Source organism: Leifsonia shinshuensis (assembly GCF_022606355.1).
Classification (GTDB): domain Bacteria; phylum Actinomycetota; class Actinomycetes; order Actinomycetales; family Microbacteriaceae; genus Leifsonia; species Leifsonia shinshuensis_B.
In genome coordinates this window covers 261,934-284,564 of record NZ_JAHHZQ010000001.1, presented here as the reverse complement: position 1 = coordinate 284,564, position 22,631 = coordinate 261,934, and the positions used below count along the sequence as shown (strand labels likewise).

18 protein-coding genes are annotated in these 22,631 nt (G+C 69.6%); 8 read left to right on the top strand and 10 right to left on the bottom strand.

What is annotated here, in order from left to right:
- Positions 1-72: 72 nt before the first annotated feature.
- Positions 73-2,607 (bottom strand): Rne/Rng family ribonuclease, encoded by a 2,535-nt coding sequence (locus KNO15_RS01445; RefSeq protein WP_241701576.1) that lies wholly within the window; start codon positions 2,605-2,607, stop codon positions 73-75.
- 322 nt (positions 2,608-2,929) lie between these two features.
- On the opposite strand from KNO15_RS01445, the gene KNO15_RS01440 reads away from it, so the two are divergent.
- Positions 2,930-3,574 carry a vitamin K epoxide reductase family protein gene (locus tag KNO15_RS01440; RefSeq protein WP_241701575.1) on the top strand — a complete coding sequence of 215 codons (645 nt, stop codon included), beginning with the start codon at positions 2,930-2,932 and terminating at the stop codon, positions 3,572-3,574.
- An 84-nt stretch (positions 3,575-3,658) separates the two neighbouring features.
- On the opposite strand, the gene ndk is transcribed toward KNO15_RS01440, so the two are convergent.
- The 5 genes from ndk to KNO15_RS01415 form a co-directional block, all read right to left on the bottom strand.
- The gene (ndk, locus tag KNO15_RS01435) at positions 3,659-4,081 is read right to left on the bottom strand and encodes a nucleoside-diphosphate kinase (protein ID WP_208042022.1); all 423 of its coding nucleotides are present in this window, start codon (positions 4,079-4,081) and stop codon (positions 3,659-3,661) included.
- On the bottom strand, positions 4,078-4,476 hold the full coding sequence (locus KNO15_RS01430; protein WP_241701573.1) for a DUF4233 domain-containing protein: 399 nt from the start codon (positions 4,474-4,476) through the stop codon (positions 4,078-4,080). Before KNO15_RS01430 ends, ndk begins: the two co-directional genes overlap by 4 nt.
- Positions 4,473-5,840, bottom strand: coding sequence for a bifunctional folylpolyglutamate synthase/dihydrofolate synthase (locus KNO15_RS01425; protein WP_241701572.1), 1,368 nt, complete (start codon positions 5,838-5,840; stop codon positions 4,473-4,475). Before KNO15_RS01425 ends, KNO15_RS01430 begins: the two co-directional genes overlap by 4 nt.
- A complete protein-coding gene (gene ileS, locus KNO15_RS01420) occupies positions 5,837-9,250 on the bottom strand; it encodes an isoleucine--tRNA ligase (protein ID WP_241701571.1) in 3,414 nt (1,137 codons plus the stop codon). Before ileS ends, KNO15_RS01425 begins: the two co-directional genes overlap by 4 nt.
- A gap of 219 nt (positions 9,251-9,469) precedes the next feature.
- Positions 9,470-10,102 carry a TetR/AcrR family transcriptional regulator gene (locus KNO15_RS01415; protein WP_241701570.1) on the bottom strand — a complete coding sequence of 211 codons (633 nt, stop codon included), beginning with the start codon at positions 10,100-10,102 and terminating at the stop codon, positions 9,470-9,472.
- Positions 10,103-10,166: 64 nt separating this feature from the next.
- On the opposite strand from KNO15_RS01415, the gene KNO15_RS01410 reads away from it, so the two are divergent.
- From KNO15_RS01410 to KNO15_RS01390, 5 genes are all read left to right on the top strand, one after another.
- The gene (locus KNO15_RS01410; protein ID WP_241701568.1) at positions 10,167-11,495 is read left to right on the top strand and encodes an MFS transporter; all 1,329 of its coding nucleotides are present in this window, start codon (positions 10,167-10,169) and stop codon (positions 11,493-11,495) included.
- Positions 11,496-11,638: 143 nt separating this feature from the next.
- Complete coding sequence (gene valS / locus KNO15_RS01405) at positions 11,639-14,248, top strand: valine--tRNA ligase (RefSeq protein WP_241701567.1); 2,610 nt, start codon at positions 11,639-11,641, stop codon at positions 14,246-14,248.
- Positions 14,245-14,691 carry a GNAT family N-acetyltransferase gene (locus KNO15_RS01400; protein ID WP_241701565.1) on the top strand — a complete coding sequence of 149 codons (447 nt, stop codon included), beginning with the start codon at positions 14,245-14,247 and terminating at the stop codon, positions 14,689-14,691. Before valS ends, KNO15_RS01400 begins: the two co-directional genes overlap by 4 nt.
- 70 nt (positions 14,692-14,761) lie before the next feature.
- The gene (locus tag KNO15_RS01395; protein WP_241701564.1) at positions 14,762-15,232 is read left to right on the top strand and encodes a GNAT family N-acetyltransferase; all 471 of its coding nucleotides are present in this window, start codon (positions 14,762-14,764) and stop codon (positions 15,230-15,232) included.
- Entirely contained in the window at positions 15,232-15,498 is a 267-nt protein-coding gene (locus KNO15_RS01390; protein WP_241701562.1) for a hypothetical protein, read from the top strand. Before KNO15_RS01395 ends, KNO15_RS01390 begins: the two co-directional genes overlap by 1 nt.
- Positions 15,499-15,520: 22 nt before the next feature.
- Here the strand turns inward: KNO15_RS01390 and KNO15_RS01385 are convergent, their stop codons facing one another.
- The 3 genes from KNO15_RS01385 to KNO15_RS01375 are packed head-to-tail and all read right to left on the bottom strand — an operon-like array spanning position 15,521 to position 17,639.
- Positions 15,521-15,706 (bottom strand): hypothetical protein, encoded by a 186-nt coding sequence (locus tag KNO15_RS01385; protein WP_241701561.1) that lies wholly within the window; start codon positions 15,704-15,706, stop codon positions 15,521-15,523.
- A complete protein-coding gene (locus KNO15_RS01380; RefSeq protein WP_241701560.1) occupies positions 15,703-17,010 on the bottom strand; it encodes an MFS transporter in 1,308 nt (435 codons plus the stop codon). The genes KNO15_RS01385 and KNO15_RS01380 overlap by 4 nt, the downstream gene beginning before the upstream one ends.
- A complete protein-coding gene (locus KNO15_RS01375) occupies positions 17,007-17,639 on the bottom strand; it encodes a helix-turn-helix domain-containing protein (protein ID WP_241701558.1) in 633 nt (210 codons plus the stop codon). The genes KNO15_RS01380 and KNO15_RS01375 overlap by 4 nt, the downstream gene beginning before the upstream one ends.
- 120 nt (positions 17,640-17,759) lie before the next feature.
- On the opposite strand from KNO15_RS01375, the gene KNO15_RS01370 reads away from it, so the two are divergent.
- Positions 17,760-19,799, top strand: a complete 2,040-nt coding sequence (locus tag KNO15_RS01370) for a M3 family metallopeptidase (protein WP_241701557.1) — start codon at positions 17,760-17,762, stop codon at positions 19,797-19,799.
- A 98-nt stretch (positions 19,800-19,897) separates the two neighbouring features.
- Positions 19,898-21,205, top strand: coding sequence for an ion channel protein (locus tag KNO15_RS01365; RefSeq protein WP_241701556.1), 1,308 nt, complete (start codon positions 19,898-19,900; stop codon positions 21,203-21,205).
- Here KNO15_RS01365 and clpX read toward each other — a convergent pair.
- Entirely contained in the window at positions 21,162-22,436 is a 1,275-nt protein-coding gene (gene clpX / locus KNO15_RS01360; RefSeq protein WP_241701555.1) for an ATP-dependent Clp protease ATP-binding subunit ClpX, read from the bottom strand. The genes KNO15_RS01365 and clpX overlap by 44 nt on opposite strands.
- Between the last annotated feature and the right edge of the window lie 195 nt (positions 22,437-22,631).

Here is a 22,631-nt window from a genome sequence, read left to right as displayed (position 1 = left end):
CCGCGCCGGCCGCCGCGAGTCCGCGCCCGCCGCCACCGGAGTGGACGACGGGCGCGATCGGGTGAGCCGTGATCAGGAGTCGCGGTTCTCGCCCGCGAGCTCGCCGCCGGTGATGACGGCGGTGCTGGCGCGGCGGCCGCGACTGCGTCCCTGGCCGGCGGCCTTCGGGTGCGGGAGGGCGTCGAGGACGGAGTCGAGCAGCAGCTCGGTCTCCACGGCGGCCACCGCCGGCGTGTGAGCCGGCGGCTCGGTCGGCTCCGGAAGGTCGAGCAGCGGGAGGTCGATGTGCACGACCGGCTCGACCGTTGCGGCCGTGTCCGCCGCAGCGGCGGGCTCGGCGGCCTCGCCCTGCGCCTCCTGCACCTCGCTGCGCTGCTCGTCACGCTGGCCCTTGCTCTTGCGGCGGCGCTTCTTGGGCGCGGCCTCCGCGGCGGCGGGAGCCTGGGCGGCCTCCGCAGCGGCAGCGGGAGCCTCGCCCGCGGCGGCTGTCTCGCCCTCGTGGTGCAGGTGCAGCGTCGACGCTGCGATCTGAGCGAGAGCGTTCTTGGCGTCGTCGGTGATCGCGTGCGTGCCGTTGCCGGTGTGCGGGGCGCTCGACGCGGCCTGGGCGCCGCCGTTGCCGCCGCGACCGCGGCGGCGCTCGCTCTGCGGTTGCTGCTGCTGCGGCTGACGGTGCTTCACGACCGGGTCGTGGTGAACGATCACGCCACGGCCGGCGCACACCTCACAGGCCTCGCTGAAGGTCTCCAGGAGGCCGAGACCGAGCTTCTTGCGGGTCATCTGCACGAGGCCGAGCGAAGTGACCTCCGCGACCTGGTGCTTCGTCCGGTCGCGGCTCAGGCATTCGATGAGGCGGCGCAGCACCAGGTCGCGGTTGGACTCCAGCACCATGTCGATGAAGTCGACGACGATGATGCCGCCGATGTCGCGCAGCCGGAGCTGGCGGACGATCTCCTCTGCGGCCTCCAGGTTGTTCTTGGTGACGGTCTCCTCGAGGTTGCCGCCCGAGCCCACGAACTTTCCGGTGTTGACGTCGACGACGGTCATCGCCTCGGTGCGGTCGATCACGAGCGAACCGCCGGAGGGCAGCCAGACCTTGCGCTCGAGGGCCTTCTCGATCTGCTCGGTGATGCGGAACTCGTCGAAGGCGTCACGGTCGCCGGAGTAGGCCTCCACGCGGTCGATCAGGTCCGGCGCCACCTGGCGCAGGTAGCTCTCGATCGTCTGTCGCGCGTCGTCTCCGGCGATCACCAGCTTCTGGAAGTCCTCGTTGAAGACGTCGCGGATGATCTTGATGAGCAGGTCGGGCTCGCTGTGCAGGAGCGCGGGCGCCTGCTGCGTCTCGACCTGGCGACTGATGTCCGCCCACTGCGCGGTCAGCCTGGTGACGTCGAGGGTGAGCTGCTCCTCCGTCGCGCCCTCGGCCGCCGTGCGCACGATCACGCCGGCGTTCTCGGGGAGGACCTCCTTGAGGATCTTCTTGAGCCGCGAGCGCTCGGTGTCGGGCAGCTTGCGGCTGATGCCGTTCATCGAGCCGTTCGGCACGTAGACCAGGTAGCGGCCGGGGAGCGAGATCTGGCTGGTGAGCCGGGCGCCCTTGTGGCCGACCGGGTCCTTGGTGACCTGGACGAGCACCCGGTCGCCCGCCTTGAGCGCGAGCTCGATACGGCGCGGCTGATTGCCGGTCTCGACAGCGTCCCAGTCCACCTCGCCCGAGTACAGCACGGCGTTGCGGCCACGACCGATGTCGACGAACGCGGCCTCCATGCTGGGAAGCACGTTCTGAACGCGGCCGAGGTAGACGTTGCCGATGAGCGAGGCCTCCTGCGAGCGGGCCACATAGTGCTCGACCAGCACCTTGTCTTCGAGGACGCCGATCTGGATGCGGCCGCCCTTCGAGCGGACGACCATCTGGCGGTCGACCGACTCGCGGCGGGCGAGGAACTCGGCCTCGGTGATCACCGGGCGTCGACGCCCCGCGTCACGGCCGTCGCGCCGACGCTGCTTCTTGGCCTCCAGCCGCGTGGATCCCTTGACCTTCTGCGGTTCGGTGATCAGCTCCGGTTCGCGCGGGGTGCGCACCTTGACCACGGTGTTCGCGGGGTCGTTCGCCTCGTTGCGGCCGTTCTCCCCCGCCCGCCGCCGCGAGCGACGGCGGACCGAACCGGTCGGCTCGTCGTCGGGAAGCGGCGGCAGCGGCAGGATGTCGGGCGCCTGGAACAGCAGCGTCGTCGGCGGGAGGCCGGGGACGTACGCTGCTGCAGCCTCGGGCTGCTCGCCGTGGCGGTCGGGCAGAGCGGGAGGCTCGTGGCCGTCGGCCGGGGCGTCGACGGGCCGCACTGCAGCCCCGTCTCCGGCCGCGGCGACCGCGCCGTCGTGCGTCTCCTCAGCGGCCTCGGCTACACCGGCGGGGGCGTCGACCACCGCTGGGGCCTGCTCGACCGCGACCTGCTCTGCAGCGACCTCGCGCTCCTCGGCGAACCCGGGCGTCTCCGCCGTGTCAGCCGGCCGGGTGACGCGTCTGCCGCCGAAGATACTGCGGCGTCTGCGTCCTCCTGAGCCCTGATCGTTGCTGTTCGTGTTATCGATATTCTCGTTTTCCACCATCGCTGGTGCGCTCCTCGACCGGCGGCGGCAACCCGCTCGCCGGGTACTCTCCGTCGGAGGTGCCGCGTGCGGCCCCCTCCGTAATCCTTGATCGGGCGGCGGATGCTCGTGGCACCGTCCGTCCGGCTTTCACTTGTCTTGTGCCGGTCGTGAGCGACCGGCTGTTTCATTCGGGCGCACCTGGCGCCCTCAAGCCTTCTGTTGGAGCCGGCCGACGTGCTGTCGGGACGACTTATCCAATGATTATCGCATGTCGAGGGCGAGAGACCGGCGCGACCCGCGTTCTCAGAAGCGCCGAGTCGCGTCATGCCATAATCCGACTGTGCCTGCCTCGAAGACCGCGCCCACCGCTCAGACGACCGACCCAGCACCCCCGGCGTACCGCCGGCCGACCGCACTCGCGATCTTCCTGATCGTCGCCGGAGCCATCGGCCTCTGGGCCGCCTGGATGCTGACGCTGGACAAGATCGCCCTGCTGGAGAACGCCAACGCGCAACTCTCCTGCAATTTCAACGTCCTCGTCGGCTGCGGCAAGAACCTGGGCTCGTGGCAGGGCTCCCTGCTCGGCTTCCCGAACCCGATCCTCGGCCTCGGCGGCTGGACGGCCACGATCGCCGTCGGTGTCGGCCTCTTCGCCGCCGGTCGCTTCGCCCGTTGGTACTGGATCGCCTTCAACGTCGGCGTCGTCCTCGCCTTCGCGCTCGTCATCTTCTTGATCACCCAGTCGATCACCGTGCTCAACGTGCTCTGCCCCTGGTGCATGGTCACCTGGGTCGTGACGATCCCGACCTTCTGGGCTGTCACGCTGTACAACCTCAAGGAGGGTCACATCCCGGTTCCGGAGCGCGCCAGGAAGCTCTTCGCCACGCTCTACGGCTGGGTGCCGCTGATCACGATCGTCAGCTACGCCATCGTGGCGATCCTGGCGCAGATCCAGCTCGACTGGATCCACCGCGCGTTCGTCTAGCCCGTAACGACGCAGTCCGCTCACGAGCGGAAAGGCTCCCGACCGGATGGTCGGGAGCCTTTCTGCGTTTCTGACGCGACGCGCTCAGTCGAACCAGAGCGCGAGCTCGCGCTGCGCCGACTCGGGCGAGTCGGAGCCGTGCACGAGGTTCTGCTGCACTTTGAGGCCCCAGTCGCGGGCCAGGTCGCCGCGGATCGTCCCCGGGGCGGCCGTGGTCGGGTCCGTGGCGCCGGCGAGCGATCGGAAGCCCTCGATGACGCGATTGCCCGCGACCCGCAGGGCGACGATCGGCCCGGACTCCATGAACTCGACGAGGGGCTCGTAGAACGGCTTGCCCTCGTGCTCGGCGTAGTGCTTCGCGAGGAGGTCGCGGTCGGCCTGCAGCATGCGCACGTCGACGAGCGAGTATCCCTTGGCCTCGATGCGGCGCAGGATCTCGCCCGTGAGGTTGCGGGCGACTCCGTCTGGCTTGACGAGGACGAGGGTCTCTTCGACAGCGGTGGTCATCTGATCTCCGTTCGGTTGTTCCGGTCGATGCGGGAGGCGGCGATCATGCAGTAGGTCCACATGGCCGTGAAGATCGCCCCCACGATGAAGAAGGCGGGCACGAGGAACCCCGCAGCGACGACGAGGAGCTGCACGATCCACCCCAGGACGACGCCGACGCGGTTCCGCATCAGCCCGATGGCGGCGATCATCAGGAGGACGACCACTGCTCCCCCGCCCAGCGCGATCCACGCGGGCAGGCTCTTGAGCCCGAAGAGCACGAGGGCTCCCAGGAAGACGACGATGAGCTCGAAGCCCAGCACGATGGAGCCGAGGCTCTCGCGGAGCGAGCGCTGACGGCGGGCGCGCGGAGCTTTCGCGGGCGCGTCGGGGTCGCCGGGGGTCTGGTCGCTCACGCCGTCGCGTCCTTCCAGCCCTGCTCCTCGGCATGGGCCATGGCGGCGCCGACGAGAACGATCGACCCGGTGACGACCACGGCGCGACGCGGCTCCTCGCCCGCCCACTCGCGGGCGGCCTCCAGGGCGTCGAGCGCGTCCGAGTAGACGATGGTCGCCTCGTCGCCCGCCTCGTCGCGCACGACGTCGCCGAGCTCCTCGGCGGGAAGCGCACGGTCGGACGCCGGCTCGGTCACGAAGAACTGCGTGGCGACGGGCACGAGCGCCCGGACGACGCCGCGCGCGTCCTTGTCGCCGAGGCTGCCGAGCACGAAGGTCAGCTCGTCGAAGTCGAAGTAGCGGCGCATCGCGTCGGCGAGCGTCGCCGCCCCCGCGGGATTGTGCGCGGCGTCGACCAGGACGGTCGGCTCGACGCCGATCAGCTGCAGCCGGCCGGGCGAGGTCGCGGTGGCGAAGCCCTCCTCCACCAGGTCCGTCTTGAGCGGCTGGCCGCCACGCCCCAGGAACGTCTCCACCGCCGCGACGGCGACGGCGGCGTTCTGCGCCTGGTGGTCGCCGTACAGCGGGAGGAAGACATCCTCGTAGGTCGCCGCGCGACCGCGCACCGTCACGAGCTGGCCTCCGACGGCGACGCGTGTGTCGACGACGTCGAAGGCCTGCGGCGCCGCAGCCAGGGTGGACTCGGTCAGCCGCGCAGCCTCCTCCAGCTCGGCCATGGCCTCCGGCACCTGGGCGGAGCTGACGACGTCGGCGGCAGGCTTGATGATCCCCGACTTGGTGCGGGCGATCTCGCGGACCGTTTCGCCCAGCTGCCGGGTGTGGTCGAGCGAGATCGGCGTGAACACCGCCACCTGACCGTCGCCCACGTTGGTCGAGTCCCACTCGCCGCCCATGCCGACCTCGATCACCGCGACGTCGACGGGGGCGTCGGCGAACGCGGCGAAGGCGAGTGCCGTCAACGCCTCGAAGAACGTCAGCGGCGCCGAGCCCTGCTCCTCCAGCTCCGCGTCGACGATCTCGAGATACGGGCGCACATCGTCCCAGTTGCGCACGAGCGCCTCGTCGGAGATCGGCTGGCCGTCGATCATGATGCGTTCGTTGAAGCGCACCAGGTGCGGGCTGGTCAACAGGCCGGTGCGCAGCCCGTAGGCCCGCAGGATGCTCTCGGCGATCCGGCTGGTCGAGGTCTTGCCGTTGGTGCCGGTGATGTGGATGATCGGGTACGCCCGCTGAGGGTCGCCGAGCAGCTCGACAGCACGACGTGTGGCGTCCAGCCGACGCTCAGGGGCGCCCTCGCCGATGCGGGCGAGCAGCGCCTGGTAGACGGCGTCGGCCTCGTCGCGCAGCTCGTCGTCGTCGGTCATCGCACGTCCTCCACCTTCGTCACTCCGACCGTGAACCGGCCGGCGTTCGCGAACTGACCCGCGCCGAACTCCTTGACGAAGCCGTCGGAGTCGTCGTCGAGGTCATCGGTCGCCGACACGAGCGCGAACTCGAGCGCCAGCGTCTCGGCCGCGATGTCGACGACGTCGCCAGCGAGCGCGAGGGCCCGCACATCGTCGTCGTGCTCGAAAGCGACGTTCAACTCGATCCGGTCGCTCACGTCGAGGCCCGCCGCCTTGCGGGTGTCCTGCACGGCGCGGATGACGTCGCGGGCCAGGCCCTCGGCCTCCAGCTCGGGCGTCGTGGCGGTGTCGAGCAGCACGAAGCCGCCGCCGGGGAGCAGCGCAAGCGCCGACGAGGCGTTCTCGTCGGTCTGGGCGGCCTCCAGGACCAGCTCGTACTCGCCCTCGACCAGCTCCACGCCGCCCACGGTAACGACTCCGTCGTGCTCCGACCAGTCGCCGGACCGGGCGGCCTGGATGACCTGCTGCACCTGTTTGCCGAGCCGCGGGCCCGCCGCCCGCGCGTTGACGGTGAGGCGGCTGGTGATGCCATAGGAGGCCGCGCTGTCGTCGGCGAGCTCGACCAGCTCCACGGCCTTGACGTTGAGCTCGTCGCGCAGGATCGCCTCGAACGGCCTCAGCGCCTCGGCGTCGGCGGCGACCACGGTCAACGATGCCAGCGGGAGCCGGACCCGGCGTCCCGACTGCTTGCGCAGCGAGAGCGTGGTCGAGCTGATCGCACGGATGCGGTCCATGGCGTCGACCAGCGCGTCGTCCGCGGGGAAGACATCGGCCTCCGGCCAGTCGGTCAGATGGACGCTGCGGCCCCCGGTCAGGTCTTTCCAGATGCGCTCGGTGACCAGCGGCAGCAGCGGCGCCGCGACGCGCGTCAGGGTCTCGAGCACCGTGTAGAGGGTGTCGAACGCCTCGGTGCCGGTGCCGTCCTCCGACACGCCGGTCCAGAACCGGTCGCGGGAACGGCGCACGTACCAGTTGGTGAGCACGTCGGCGAAGTCGCGGAGTTTCGCGGCGGCGAGCGTCGAGTCGAGGCCGTCGAGGTCGGCGGTCACAGCCTCCACGAGATCGCGCGTCTTGGCCAGCAGGTAGCGGTCGAGGACGTCGGTGGATGCCGTGGAGTGCTTGGCCTCGTAGCCCGTGGCGTTGGCGTACAGCGAGAAGAAGTACCAGGTGCTCCAGAGCGGCAGCAGGACCTGGCGGACGCCCTCGCGGATGCCCTCCTCCGTCACGATCAGATTGCCGCCGCGCAGCACGGGGCTCGACATCAGGAACCAGCGCATCGGGTCGGAGCCGTCGCGGTCGAAGACCTCGTTGACGTCGGGGTAGTTGCGCAGCGACTTCGACATCTTCTGCCCGTCGCTGCCGAGCACGATGCCGTGCGAGATCACGTTCGTGAATGCCGGCCGGTCGAACAGCGCCGTGCCGAGCGTGTGCAGCAGGTAGAACCAGCCGCGCGTCTGGCCGATGTACTCGACGATGAAGTCCGCCGGGTTGTGGCTGTCGAACCAGTCGTGGTTCTCGAACGGGTAGTGCACCTGGGCGAACGGCATCGACCCCGAGTCGAACCACACGTCGAGCACATCCGGGATGCGGCGCATCGTCGAACGGCCCGACGGGTCGTCGGGGTTGGGGCGGGTCAGCTCGTCGATGAACGGTCGGTGCAGGTCGGGCTCGCCCGCGGCGTTCACCGGCAGCCGCCCGAAGTCGCGCTCGAGCTCCTCCAGCGAGCCGTAGACGTCGACACGCGGGTAGGCGGGGTCGTCGCTCTTCCACACCGGGATGGGCGAACCGAAGTAGCGGTTGCGCGACACGGACCAGTCGCGGGCGCCCGCGAGCCACTTGCCGAACTGGCCGTCCTTGACGTTCTCCGGCACCCAGTTGATGCCCTGGTTGAGCTCGACCATGCGGTCGCGGAACTCGGTGACGCGCACGAACCAGCTCGAGACGGCCTTGTAGATAAGCGGGTTGCGGCAGCGCCAGCAGTGCGGGTACGAGTGCTCGTAGCTCGCCTGGCGCAGCAGCCGCCCCTCCTCGCGCAGCAGCGTGGTGAGCGGCTTGTTCGCCTCGAAGACCTGCAGGCCGGCGACGTCCTGCACCTCGGGGAGGAAGCGCGCGCCGTCGTCGACCGAGATGATCACCGGGATGCCGGCGGCCTCGCAGACCCGCTGGTCGTCCTCGCCGTAGGCGGGCGCCTGATGGACGATGCCGGTGCCGTCCTCTGTGGTGACGTAGTCGTCGACCAGGATCTGCCACGCGTTCTGCGTGCCGTACTTCTCGGTGTCGGCGTAGTAGTCCCAGAGCCGGTCGTAGGTGACGCCCTCCAGGTCGCGGCCGGCGACCGTGCGGCTGATCGCCTCGCGAGCCGCCTCCGGCGACCCGTAGCCGAGCTCCTTGGCGTAGTTGCCGACCAGGTCGACGGCCAGCAGGTACTCGCCGCTCAAGGACTCCTCCTGGAGCCCTGCGCTGTGCCGGCCGCCTGCGCGTCCGTGCACGTCGGCCGCGCCGTTCGGACCGGCGGGGACGACCGCGTACCGGATGTCGGGGCCGACCACGAGCGCGAGGTTGGTCGGCAGCGTCCACGGCGTGGTCGTCCAGGCCAGGGCGCGCACGCCGGTGAGCCCGAGGGCCTCGGCCTTCGCACCGGTGAGCGGGAAGGTCACCGTGACCGTCTGGTCCTGGCGCAGCTTGTAGACGTCGTCGTCCATGCGCAGCTCGTGGTTCGACAGCGGGGTCTGGTCGCGCCAGCAGTACGGCAGCACACGGTGGCCCTCGTAGGCGAGACCCTTCTCGTGCAGCTGCTTGAACGCCCAGATCACGGACTCCATGTAAGAGGTGTCCAGCGTCTTGTAGTCGTTGTCGAAGTCCACCCAGCGCGCCTGACGGGTGACGTACTCCTGCCACTCGCGGGTGTAGCGCAGCACCGAGTCCTTCGCGGCCTGGTTGAAGGCCGCGAGCCCCATCTCCTCGATCTGGCTCTTGTCGGTGATGCCGAGCTGCCGCTCAGCCTCGAGCTCGGCGGGGAGCCCGTGCGTGTCCCAGCCGAACCTCCGCTCGACCTTCTTGCCGCGCATGGTCTGGAAGCGCGGGAAGACGTCCTTCGCGTAGCCGGTGAGCAGGTGGCCGTAGTGCGGGAGGCCGTTCGCGAACGGCGGGCCGTCGTAGAAGACCCACTCCGGCGCACCCTCTCGGTTGTCGACCGACGCGCGGAACGTGCCGTCCTCGGCCCAGAACGCCAGCACATCGGTCTCGATCTCCGGGAACGCCGGCGATGGCGTGACATCCTGCCGCGGCTCACGCACGGGCTCGGCGGATGCGTTCGGCGCTGACTCGTTCGGCGCTGACTCGTCGGGCGCTGACTTGGGGTACGGCATCTCTCTCCTGGCAGTTTTCGACTCTGCACGAGGACGCCGGACGCTCGCACGCCCGCCGCGGTACCACCCCGCTTGCCCCCGCCGGCCGCGTCGCCGGAGGGAACCTCTCGTCTGCGGCTGTGACGGGCCTGCCCCGTTCGGTTCTAGTGAGCGGGCGAGTGCCCGCCGTTCTTCCGAAGACTCACCGGTGATGGCCGGGTCGATGTCGTTCGCACCAGTCTATCGGTTCGCGAGGGCGGCCGCGAAGCCCGCGCAGACGGGTTCGACGGCGTCGCGCACGACCGGCCTCAGTGGCCCTCTGCCCACCCCGGCGCGGGCCCACACCCCCGCAGCGGCTACGGCGGCACCGACCACCGCGGTCGCCGCGGCCCGCGGCAGGAGGCCGTCGGGATCGTCCCCCGACCTCCGGGCGATGGCGAGCGCCACCTGACGTACCACCGCCAGGAAGCGCGGGAGCGCGGAGGCCTGGAGCTCGTCATCGGTGCCCATCAGCTCCACCTGCGTCACGGCGAGAGGCAGTCGCTCCGGGCCGAATCCGTCGGCCAGCCGCAGCACCGCGGCGAGCACCGCGGCCATCGGCTCCACGTCGTCGTCGGCCGCAGCGAGCATCGCGGGAAACGCCGCCAGCGACTCGTCGACCTCCAGCCACAGCAGATCGCTCTTCGACGAGAAGTAGTTGAAGAAGGTCGCCCGGCTCACGCCGGCCCTGCGCGCTATGTCGTCGACCGTCGTTCCCGCATAGGTCTGCTCGAGGAACAGCTCGCCCGCCGCCTCGGCCAGCATCCCGCGGGAGGAGGCTCTGGGCCGGCCGGATCCGCCGGTGCCGTGGCCGCTGGAATGGCGCGGTGTCATCGTGCGTTGTCTCCTCACGCCTATTATTGGACCCGGTTCAGATACCCCTGTCAGAAGGACACCCGTGACCTCCACCCCCACGCTCGCCGCCAGCGAGACCGACCGCCCCGGGATCACCCCGGGCACGGCTCGCCGCGTCGCCATCGCTTCGTTCGTCGGAACCTCCCTCGAATCGTACGACTTCTACCTCTACGCGTACTTCGCCGCCTTCTTCGTCGGCCCGTTGTTCTTCACACCGCTCGGCGCCTTCGGAGGTGTGCTGGCCGGGTTCCTCGCGATCGCGGCAGGCTTCGTCATCCGCCCGGTCGGCGCCGTGGTGTTCGGCCACCTGGGCGACCGCATCGGCCGCCGTCCCGTGCTGCTGATGACGATTCTGCTGATGGGCGTCAGCACCGGTCTCGTCGGCGTGCTGCCGAGCTACGCGGCGGCCGGCTGGTTCGGCGGCGTCGCGCTCGTGCTCCTCCGGCTCGTCCAGGGACTCTCGCTCGGCGGGGAGTGGGGAGGCTCGATCCTGCTCGCCACCGAATACGCCAACCCGAAGCGCCGCGGCTTCTACGCAGCGCTCCCCCAGCTCGGCTCCCCGGTCGGCTCCATCCTGAGCGCCGTGGTGTTCATCGTCCTCACCCTCACGATGTCGCAGGCCGACATCGCCGCGTGGGGCTGGCGGATCCCCTTCCTCACAGCGTTCCCGCTCCTGCTCGTCTCGCTCTACCTGCGGTGGTCGATCGACGAGACGCCGGTGTTCCGCAAGCTGATCGAGACCGGCCGGCGCGACCGCTTCCCCGTCCTCGACGTGTTCACCAAGGCGCCGACGGCGTTCGTGATCGCGATCGGCGCTGCAGTGCTCGGCATCGGCTCCTACTCGCTCATGAACACCTACATGGTCGACTACGGCACCGCGGTGCTCGGGTTCAAGTTCCAGGACCTCCTGGTAGCCACCACCATCGGCGGCCTCCTGCAGCTGATCACCATCCCGCTGTTCGGGCTCTGGGCCGCGAAGATCGGCTCGGCGCGCGTGGTCGCGATCGGCGCCATCGGCACGCTCCTCGTCGCCTTCCCGATGTACTTCCTGCTGCAGTCGGCGTCGTTCGGCGTGCTCGTCGGCAGCATGATCATCGGCGGGATCCTGCCCACCCTGTCGTGGGCGGGCCTCGGCGGCCTGATGTCCGACCTGTTCCCCAGCCCGATCCGGTACAGCGCGCTCTCGGTGGCCTACAGCGTCGCCGCGCTGCTCACCTCGTTCGTACCCGCGCTCACGCTGATCTTCGGGCAGGCCGTGGGCAACGCCTGGTGGCACCCCGGCATCGTGCTGGCGATCATGTCGATCATCACCCTGCTCGCCGCGTGGGCGGCCTCCCGGCGCGTCCCCATCCTCGACGAGACCGAGTCCTGAACGACGAGGGGCACGTCATTGTCGCTTTTCACCCGCGAAAGGGACGACGACGTGCCCCTCGTCGCTCTCCGGTAGCCTTGATCGGTAACCCCACACTCAGGCACCCCGTTGACACGGTGCCGCACATATCGAATCGGAGAGCCATGACCGCCGCGAACCCCGTGCCCGACAAGCCAGCACTCGAAGGCCTGGAGGCCGTCTGGGGAGACCGCTGGCAGCAGGACGGCACGTTCGTCTTCGACCGCGACGGGGCCGTCGCCGCCGGGCGCGACGCGATCTACTCGATCGACACCCCGCCGCCCACGGCCTCCGGCTCGCTCCACATCGGCCACGTGTTCAGCTACACCCACACCGACATCGTCGCCCGGTTCCAGCGCATGCGCGGAAAGCGCGTCTTCTACCCGATGGGCTGGGACGACAACGGCCTGCCCACCGAGCGCCGCGTGCAGAACTACTACGGCGTCCGCTGTGACCCCACGCTCCCCTACGAGCCCGACTTCGTCCCCCCGTTCGAAGGCGGTGACAACAAGAGCAGCAAGGCGGCCGACCAGAAGCCGATCTCGCGCCGCAACTTCATCGAGCTCTGCGAGCGGCTGACGGTGGAGGACGAGAAGCAGTTCGAGGCGCTCTGGCGCACGCTCGGGCTCTCGGTCGACTGGTCGCAGACCTACCGCACCATCGGCCGCGAAGCCCTGCACACGTCCCAGCTCGCCTTCCTGCGCAACGTCGCTCGTGGCGAGGCCTACCAGGCGCTCGCGCCCACGCTGTGGGACATCACGTTCCGCACCGCCGTCGCCCAGGCCGAGCTGGAGGACCGCGAGCAGCCGAGCGCCTACCACCGGGTGGGCTTCCACGGCGCAGACGGCCCCATCTTCATCGAGACGACCCGCCCTGAGCTCCTTCCGGCGTGCGTCGCGCTCGTGGCGCACCCGGACGACGAGCGCTACCAGCCGCTGTTCGGCACCACCGTGCGCACCCCGCTCTTCGACGTCGAGGTGCCGGTCGTGGCCCACCACCTCGCCCAGCCCGACAAGGGCACCGGCATCGCCATGATCTGCACCTTCGGCGACATCACCGACGTGACCTGGTGGCGCGAGCTCGACCTCCCGAACCGCGCGATCATCGGGTTCGACGGCCGCATCCTCCCCGAGCCGCCCGCGGCGATCGAGGGCGACACCGGCCGGGAGGCCTACGCCCAGCTGGCCGGCAAGACCGTGTTCTCGGCGAAGCAGGCCGTGGTCGACCTGCTGCGCGCGTCGGGCGACCTCGTGGGCGAGCCCAAGCCCATCCAGCACCCGGTGAAGTTCTTCGAGAAGGGCGACAAGCCGCTCGAGATCGTCTCCACCCGCCAGTGGTACGTCAAGAACGGCGCCCGCGACGAGCAGCTCCGCGAGCGGCTCATCGAACTCGGTCGCGGCATCGACTGGCACCCCGACTTCATGCGCGTGCGCTACGAGAACTGGGTCAACGGCCTCACCGGCGACTGGCTGATCTCCCGGCAGCGGTTCTTCGGCGTGCCGATCCCGGTCTGGTATCCGCTCGACGCCGACGGCAACCCCGTCTTCGACCAGCCCATCCTGCCGTCGGAGGAGAACCTCCCCGTCGACCCGTCGTCCGACCCCGCGCCCGGCTTCGCCGAGGTCCAGCGCGGCCAGGCCGGAGGCTTCATCGGCGAGCACGACGTGATGGACACCTGGATGACCTCCTCGCTCACCCCGCAGCTGGCGGGCGGCTGGGTGGACGACCCCGAGCTCTTCCGCACGGTCGCGCCGTTCGACCTGCGGCCGCAGGGCCAAGACATCATCCGCACCTGGCTGTTCTCGACCCTGCTGCGCTCGCAGCTCGAAGACGGCGTCGCACCCTGGACGAACGCGGCGATCTCCGGCTTCATCGTGGACCCCGACCGCAAGAAGATGTCGAAGTCGAAGGGAAACGTGGTCACCCCGGCCGACATCCTCGAGCGCCACGGCTCCGATGCCGTGCGCTACTGGGCCGCGTCGTCCCGGCTCGGGACGGACGCCTCCTTCGACCCGCAGAACCCGACCCAGATCAAGATCGGCCGCCGTCTGGCGATCAAGCTGCTCAACGCGGCGAAGTTCATCCACGGTTTCGACGCTCCCGCCTCGCTCGATCTGGCGCAGGTGACCTCCCCGCTCGACCGCAGCATGCTGCAGCAGCTCTCCGTCGTCGTCGCCGACGCCACCACCGCCCTCGACGGCTACGACCACGCCCGCGCCCTCGAGATCGCCGAGACGTTCTTCTGGACCTTCTGCGACGACTACCTCGAGCTCGTGAAGGAGCGTGCGTACGGCGAGCCGGACGCCGGACAGGTCTCCGCGGTGGTCGCGCTCCGCGTGGCGCTGTCGGCGTTCCTGCGGCTGTTCGCGCCCGTGCTCCCGTTCGCCTCCGAGGAGGCCTGGAGCTGGTCGGAGACCGGCTCGGTGCACGTCGCACCCTGGCCGCGCCCCGAAGAGGTCACCGCAGACTGGGTGGAGGCGCACAGCGTCCTGACCGTAGTCGGCCGCGCCCTCACCGCGATTCGCGGCGCCAAGACGGCCGCGAAGGCCTCCCAGCGCACCCCCGTGGACTCGGCGGTCATCAGTGGACCGGCGGACGAGATCGCGGCCATCGAGTCGGCCGCTGCCGACCTCGCGTCCGTAGGCAGAATCGCCGAACTGCGTTTCGCATCCGCCGAAGAGCTCTCGGTGACCGATATCCTCCTCACGCAGGTGCCCAGCGAGGAGGAACGATGACGGCTGACGTCCGGCGCGTGGAGGACAACGAGTTCTTCACCTGGCTCGACCTCTACGCGGGGTACGGCGAGTTCTACGAGACCCCGATCACCGACGAGAAGGCACTCCTCGTGTGGAGCTGGATCACCGATCCCGAGAGCGGCGTCGAAGCGTACTTCGCCGTCGATGAGGAGGGCACTCCCATCGGGATCGCGCACGTGCGCGAGTTCTGCCGCCCGCTCGACGGCAGCAAGGGCCTCTACCTCGACGACCTGTTCGTCGTGCCGGACGCGCGCGGCGCCGGAGCGGGCATGGCCCTCCTCGAACAGCTCCGCACGATCGCGAAGGATCGTGGGCTCTCGGTGGTCCGCTGGATCACGGCGAAGGACAACCAGGAGGCCCGCAAGCTCTACGACCGCGTCGCGGAGAAGACGAAGTGGGTCACCTACGACCTCGTCCCCTGAACGGGTCCGCGATATGGTCGATACACGTCCGGTGCACCCAGCCGGGCAGAGAAGCCGAACGGAGGGACTGATGTCGATCGAGATTCGACCGGTCAAGGATGGCGACTTCTTCGCCTGGCTCGATCTGTACGCGAAGTACGCCGAGTTCTACGAGACCGAGCTGACCGACCAGAGAGCACTCGTCCTGTGGTCGTGGCTCACGGATGCCGGGCACGAGGAACAGGGCTATGTCGCCGTCGACGGCGACCGCATCGTCGGGCTCGCGCACGTGCGCGAGTTCGCGCGCCCGCTCGAGGGCGACCGCGGCCTGTTCCTCGACGACCTCTACGTGCTGGAGGACGAGCGCGGAAAGGGCATCGGCCGCCAGCTGATCGCCGCCGTGCGCTCCCTCGCCGAAGAGCGCAGGCTCGGCGTGGTCCAGTGGATCACCGCTGCCGACAACGCCGCGGCACAGCGCGTCTACGACTCCGTCGCCAGCAAGACGGCGTGGGTCACGTATGAGATCGACCTGGTCGCCGCGCAGAGCGAGGAGACCGCCTGATGCAGCTCGGCACCCGCTGGGCCGTGGGCGAGACGCCTCCCACCAACCTTCCCGAGGTGGTGACGTATGCCGTCTCCACGGTCGAAGAGGAGCTCACGGCGACCGACGTCGACACGGCCGGCTGGCGCTGGACGCTGACCTGGCTGGAGGGCAAGCCCGTGGTCGAGCTCGACGACGGGACGGTCATCCGCTACAACGACCTGGAGGACTCGGCCACGATCACCCAGGTGGTCGAGACCGAGCCCTCCGACTACGACGAGGCCTGACCGGCGCTCCTGAAGCGTCCGGTCAGCGCGGGAGCTGCGGGAGCACACGAGCCGCGCGGTCGCGGTGCTGCTCGGCGGCGGCCACGAGTTCGGCGTGCCGGCTGTGTCGTGCGGGCTGACGCATCCCCCAGGCGGTGAGGGCGCGACCGAGCCGGAGTGCTGCGCGCTGGCTGAACGGCCGGTGCACGGGCACGGAGATGGCGGTCATGATGCGGTTCCTTCCGAGATGGTCTGGTTCTGGTTCTGGTCATCGGGCGAAGTGGATACCGGGGCCGCCGGCTGCCCGTAGTGGGCGGCGCTGAGCAGGAGACGCGTCGCGATCAGCGCGAGCACCACGACGATGGCGCCGCCGATGACGAACGGCAGCCGCAGGTCGACACGAGCGACGAAACCGCCCAGGACGGTCGCGACAGGGGTGAGCCCCCAGCCGATCGTGCGGACGATCCCCATCGCCCGGCCGAGCATGGCGCCCGGGATGATGGCCTGCCGCAACGCCCCCCACGGCACGTTCCAGACGGCCACTCCGAACGCTCCGATGGCGTAGGCGAGCACACCGGCCACGACGTTCCCGGTGAGGCCGACACCGAGGATGCCGAGCCCGCTGATGAGCATCGACACCAACATCACGCGGCCCCGGCCGAAACGGGCGACGAACCGGCTGGAGAGCAGAGCTCCGACCAACGCGCCCACCCCGACCCCTGCCGTGACGACGCCGACCAGGGAGGCAGGCAGGGCGTAGGTCTGCAGGAGCAGGAGCACGACGCTGCCCTGCGCGAACGCCAGCGCGGACGCGGTGATCGAGGTGAGGATGATCATCTTCCGCAGGAACCGGTCGTCCCACAGGAAGCGGACGACCGCGCTCATGCCCGGTCGCGGTGCGGCCTCCTCGTCGTCCGGCCGCGCGCCGAACAGGTGCGCGCGCGCTGCGGCGACCGGGATCGTCAGCACCAGGAGCGCGGAGATGAGGAACCCGCTGCCGGTGAGCCACATCGGCAGGGCGATCGCGGCCGCGAACAGGAAGCCGGCGATCGGCGTCGCGATGAAGTTCTGCACGACGATCTCGGCCGACTGCATCCGACCGTTCGCACGGTCGAGCTGGTCGCGGCTCACGAGGCTCGGCACCACGGTGGTCGTCGCGTTGTCGAACACGGTCTCGCCGAGCCCGAACAGCAGCACGCAGCCGTAGAGACTCCAGATGGTGAGGTCGTCGGTGGCGATCAGCAGCGCCACCAGCGCGGCGACGGCGAAGCGGAGACCGTTGGCCACCGCCATCGCGACGCGCCGGTCGACCCGGTCGAGCAGCATCCCCGCGGGGATTCCGAACAGCAGCCACGGCAGAAATGTGACCGCCGTGAGCCCGGCGATCAGCGCGGGGTCTCGGGTCAGGGTCGTCGCGATCAGCGGCACCGCAGTGCGGCCTATGCCGTCGGCGAGATTGCTCGCGATCGCCGCGGTCCAGAGCCGGCCGAAGCCGCCGCCGAGGCCCGCGGGCTTCGCCGCCTGCCGACTCATCGGTGCTCCTGCTCGACCAGCGGGAAGGCATTGAACTGCACCTGGACGCGCTTGCGATCGCCGGCGGGGTCGGCCTTCCACTTCTCCTTGAGGCGGTTCAGCAGCTTGTAGTACTCGGTGGCGAGCTCGCCGAGCTGCTCGCGCGACACCTCGAGGTGGGACGTGGACAGCGTCGATGCCTCCAGCCACTCCATGCCGAACGTGTCGAGCCCGCGCCGCAGGAACGCGTTGAGACGACGTTCGTTGTTCTGCTGCCAGGTGAGCGAGATCTGCTCGGTGATCTCCCGACCGGCAGGCGTCTCCAGAGTCTCGGGTCCGCCGATCGTGACGCCGCCGGCGGCCATTCGCCACCAGCGCTCCCGGCCGCTCCCGCGCTCCTGGTCTTCGACGACGATGTCGTGCTTGGCGAGCTGGCGGAGGTGGTAGCTCGTCGACCCGCTCGACTCCCCCAGCCGCTCCGCCAGCATCGACGCGGTGGCCGGCCCGAAGTCCGAAAGCTCGTTCATGATCTGCACGCGCAGCGGGTGCGCCAGGGCGCGCAGAGCCGGCATGCCGATGGACTCGAAGTGCGGCTCGTAGTCATCTGTCGGCTTCTCGGCGGCTGCAGGGGTGGTCTCGTCGGAGGACATGCGACCAGAATAGCTATGCAAAGACTTCTTTGCAAGTGTTTCTTTGCAATCCAATCTTTGCAATAAGTCCTTTGCAGCGAAGTCTTTGGATGGACGAGCGGCGGCCCCTAGGCTGGTCCCATGGCAGAAACCGCGAATCCGTTCTTCTCTCCCAGCACCCTCCCCTACCAGCTCCCCCCGTTCGCGGAGATCCGCGACGAGCACTACCGGCCCGCCTTCGACCAGGGATTCGCCGAGCAGCTGGCCGAGATCGCGGCGATCACGTCCACGACCGAGCCGCCGACGTTCGAGAACACGATGATCCCTCTCGAGCGATCGGGGCAGACCCTGCAACGAGTCGCGGAGGTCTTCTTCAACAAGAGCTCGTCCGACAGCACCGATTTCACGAACGCCCTGGAGGAGGAGATCGCGCCGCTGCTGTCCGCCCACCAGGACGCGATCCGCCTGGACCCGGCGCTGTACCGTCGCCTGCAGAGCCTGCACGAGCGTCGCCATGCGCTCGGCCTCGACGCCGAGGGCAGGTATCTGATCGAGCGCTACTACACCGAGTTCACCCTCGCCGGCGCGGGCCTCGACGACGATCAGAAGGAGCTGCTGCGCGACTACAACCAGCGGCTGTCGACGCTCACCACCCGCTTCGAGAAGAACCTGCTCGCCGACACCAACGAGCTGGCCGTGGTCTTCGACACCGCGGACGATCTCGCCGGACTCGGCGACGGCGAGATCTCCGCCGCGGCCGAGGCGGCCCGCGAGCGCGGACTCGACGGGAAGTACGTCGTTACCCTCGTGCTGCCGACGGGGCACCCGTGGCTGGCGAGCCTCACGAACCGCAGCTCACGCGAACGGATCATGGCCGCCTCGCGTGCCCGCGGCATCCACGGCGGCGAGCACGACAACCGCGAGCTCGTCCTCGAGATCACCCGGCTGCGGGCCCGGCGCGCCCGACTCCTCGGATTCGACACGCACGCAGCCTTCGTGACCGCGGACGAGACGGCGAAGACCCCGCAGGCGGTCGCCGACATGCTCGGCCGGCTCGCGCCACCCGCCGCCCGCAACGCCCGCACTGAGGAGGCCGACCTCCAGAGGCAGCTCGCCGACGGCGAGACGGTGCAGAGCTGGGACTGGGCCGCTCTCACCGAGACCGTGCGCCGGGAGAAGTTCGACGTCGACTTCGCGGCGATGCGCCCGTACTTCGAGGCGGAGCGCGTGCTGCGCGACGGTGTCTTCTACGCCGCGAGCCGGCTCTACGGGATCACGTTCGAGGAGCGTCCCGACCTGGTCGCCTACCACCCCGAAGCGCGCGTCTTCGAGGTCCGCGACGAGGACGGCACCGGAGTGGGCTTGTACATCCTCGACCTGTACACACGGGACTCCAAGCGCGGCGGAGCATGGATGAACCCGCTCATCTCGCAATCGGCACTGCTCGACCATCCCACGGTCGTCGTCAACAACCTCAACGTCCCGAAACCGGCCGCCGGCGAACCGACCCTGCTCACCTACGACGAGACCAACACGCTCTTCCACGAGTTCGGGCACGCCCTCCACGGCCTCTTCGCACGCGTGACCTACCCCAAGTTCGCCGGCACCAACGTGTTCCGCGACTTCGTCGAGTTCCCCAGCCAGGTGAACGAGATGTGGATGCTGTGGCCGGAGATCGTCGCCAACTACGCCGTCCACCACCAGACCGGAGAGCGGATGCCGCAGGACCTCATCGACCGGCTGCAGGTCTCGGAGTCGTTCAACGAAGGCTTCGCCACCAGCGAGTACCTCGCGGCGGCTCTGCTCGATCAGGCCTGGCACTCGATCACGGCCGACGACGACGTGACCGACGTCGCCGCCTTCGAGGCCGCCGCCCTCGCCGAGATCGGCCTCGACAACCCCGCCGTTCCGCCACGGTACGCGAGCACGTACTTCGCGCACACCTTCTCCGGAGGCTACGACGCCGGCTACTACTCCTACATCTGGAGCGAGGTGCTCGACGCCGACACGGTCGAATGGTTCAAGGAGAACGGCGGGCTGAAGCGCGAGAACGGCGGCCGGTTCCGCCGGCGACTGCTCGGGGTCGGCGGGTCGAAGGACCCCCTGGAGGCCTACCGCGACTTCCGCGGTCGCGACGCGGTCATCGAGCCGCTGCTGAAGCGCCGCGGCCTCGACAGCTGAGCGGGCTCTAGCCCCCTTCCCGCGGCAGGCTCTAGCCTGAGCGCAGCGCGGCGCCGCCCGGACCACTCGGGGCGTCGCACCGCGGGAAGGGGTGCCCCATGACGTCCACGCAGCCGGAGCCGGAGCTCTCGGCGCCGACCGTGCGGTCGCTCGTCCTGCTCTCGGTTCCTGCGGTCCTCATCGGCATCATCAGCGCACTCACGCTCTGGGTCGTGGACGAGGTCGCCGGCGTCGTCGACGACGGCGTGTGGAAGACGTTACCGGCCGCGCTCGGCATCAGCCCGTCCTCCGGCTGGTGGATCTACCTGGTCCTCACCGTCACCGGGCTCGCGGTCGGGCTGACGGTCTGGCTCGTTCCCGGCCACGCCGGCCCGGACTCCGCGACCACGGATCTGGTCGCCGCTCCCCTGCGCATCGGCATCGTCCCCTCCCTCGCCCTCGCCGCGGTGCTGGGACTCGCCGGCGGCGTCAGCCTCGGGCCGGAGAACCCGATCATCGCGATCAACGTCAGCCTGCTCGTCACGCTCGTCGGCCGCCTGTGGAAGGCCGTGCCCCCTCGGCTCGTCATGCTGATGGCGGCCTCCGGGACGATCGGCGCGCTGTTCGGCACACCCGTCGCGGCCGCACTGGTCTTCACCGGAATCGTGGCGGCGGTCAAGGGCGGCGGCGCGGTCTGGGACAAGCTCTTCCTGCCGCTGGTGTCGGCGGCGGCCGGCTCGCTCACCATGACCCTGCTCGCGCACCCGCACCTGGCGATCCCGATGCCCGCCTACACGCAGGTGACCGGGTGGGACGTGCTGTCCGCCCTGCTCATCGGCGTCGTCGCGACGGCGCTCGGACTCCTCGGCGCAGTGCTCTTCCCGCTGGTCCACCGCGCGTTCCACGCCCTGCGCCACCCGCTGCTCATCACCCTGGCCGGAGGCGTCGTGCTGGGCCTGCTCGGCGCCATCGGCGGCCCGATCACCCTCTTCAAGGGCCTGGAGCAGATGGGCACGCTGGTCGTGAACCGCGCCGACTACACCACCGGACAGCTCGTGCTGATCGTCGCGGTCAAGCTCGCCGCGCTCCTCGTCGCCGCCAGCGCCGGCTTCCGCGGCGGACGCGTGTTCCCTGCCGTGTTCATCGGCGCGGCACTCGGCACGCTCGCCGTCGCCCTCGTACCGGTGGTGCCGCTGCCCGTCGCCGTCGCCGCCGGCGTCATGGGCATCACGCTCGCCGTCACCCGCGACGGGTGGATCGCGATCTTCGTCGGCGTGGCGGTCACGCAGAACCTGCTGGTGCTGCCGATCCTCTCGCTGGCCGTTCTGCCGGCCTGGCTGATGGTGACGAAGGCGCCGGAGTTCCTGATCACCCCGAAGGCGATTACGCCGACTTCTCCTCGCGCCGCGGACGGTGCGGGACGATAGTCGGCGCCGCGTTCTCGAGCACGGCCTCCCTGGTGACGACCACACGGGCGACCTCGGAGCTCGACGGCACCTCGAACATGATCGGCCCGAGCACCTCCTCCATGATCGCGCGGAGGCCGCGGGCGCCGGTCTTGCGCAGCACCGCGAGGTCGGCGATCGCCTCGAGCGCGGAGTGCTCGAACTCGAGCTGGACGCCGTCGAGCTCGAACATGCGCTGATACTGGCGGACGAGCGCGTTCTTCGGCACGGTCAGAATCTGCATCAGGGCGTCCTGGTCGAGCGGCGTGACCGTCGTGACGACGGGGAGGCGCCCGATGAACTCGGGGATGAGCCCGAACTTGTGCAGGTCTTCCGGCAGTACCTCCGAGAAGAGGTTGATGTCGTCGCCCTTGGAGTGCAGCGGGGCGCCGAAGCCGATGCCCTTCTTGCCCGCGCGCGACGAGATGATGTCCTCCAGGCCGGCGAAGGCGCCGGCGACGATGAAGAGGACGTTCGTCGTGTCGATCTGGATGAACTCCTGGTGCGGGTGCTTGCGGCCGCCCTGCGGCGGCACCGAGGCGACCGTGCCCTCCAGGATCTTCAGGAGCGCCTGCTGCACGCCCTCACCGGACACGTCGCGCGTGATCGACGGGTTCTCGGCCTTGCGGGCGATCTTGTCGACCTCGTCGATGTAGATGATGCCGGTCTCGGCTCGCTTGACGTCGTAGTCGGCGGCCTGGATGAGCTTGAGCAGGATGTTCTCGACGTCTTCGCCGACGTAGCCGGCCTCCGTCAGCGCGGTCGCGTCCGCGACGGCGAACGGCACGTTCAGGCGCCGGGCCAGCGTCTGCGCCAGGTAGGTCTTGCCGCAGCCCGTCGGGCCGATCAGCAGGATGTTCGACTTCGCGATCTCGACATCGTCGATCGCGTCGGCCGAAGTGAGCGTCTGCTTGGCCCGCACCCGCTTGTAGTGGTTGTAGACGGCGACGGCCAGCGCGCGCTTGGCCTGCTCCTGACCGATGACGTACTCCTCGAGGAAGCCGAAGATCTCCTTCGGCTTCGGGAGGTCGAACTCGCCGGCGGCCTCTTCGCCCGCTTCGGCCAGACGCTCTTCGATGATCTCGTTGCAGAGCTCGACGCACTCGTCGCAGATGTACACGCCAGGACCGGCGATCAGCTGCTGAACCTGCTTCTGGCTCTTGCCACAGAAGGAACACTTGAGCAGATCGGCGCTCTCCCCGATGCGTGCCATCCGTCTCCCCCTCCTTCTTCGGGTCTCTTGGTCGAGCCTAACCCGTGACGACGACAATGGCGCGCACCAGGGCGTATTCGACACGCGGTGACGGACATTATGCCGACAGCAGACGCCGACAGCGACCCGCGGGCGGACGCACGAACGCCCCCGTCCGCGTGGGACGGGGGCGCTACGGGAGTCCTCGACCGGTCG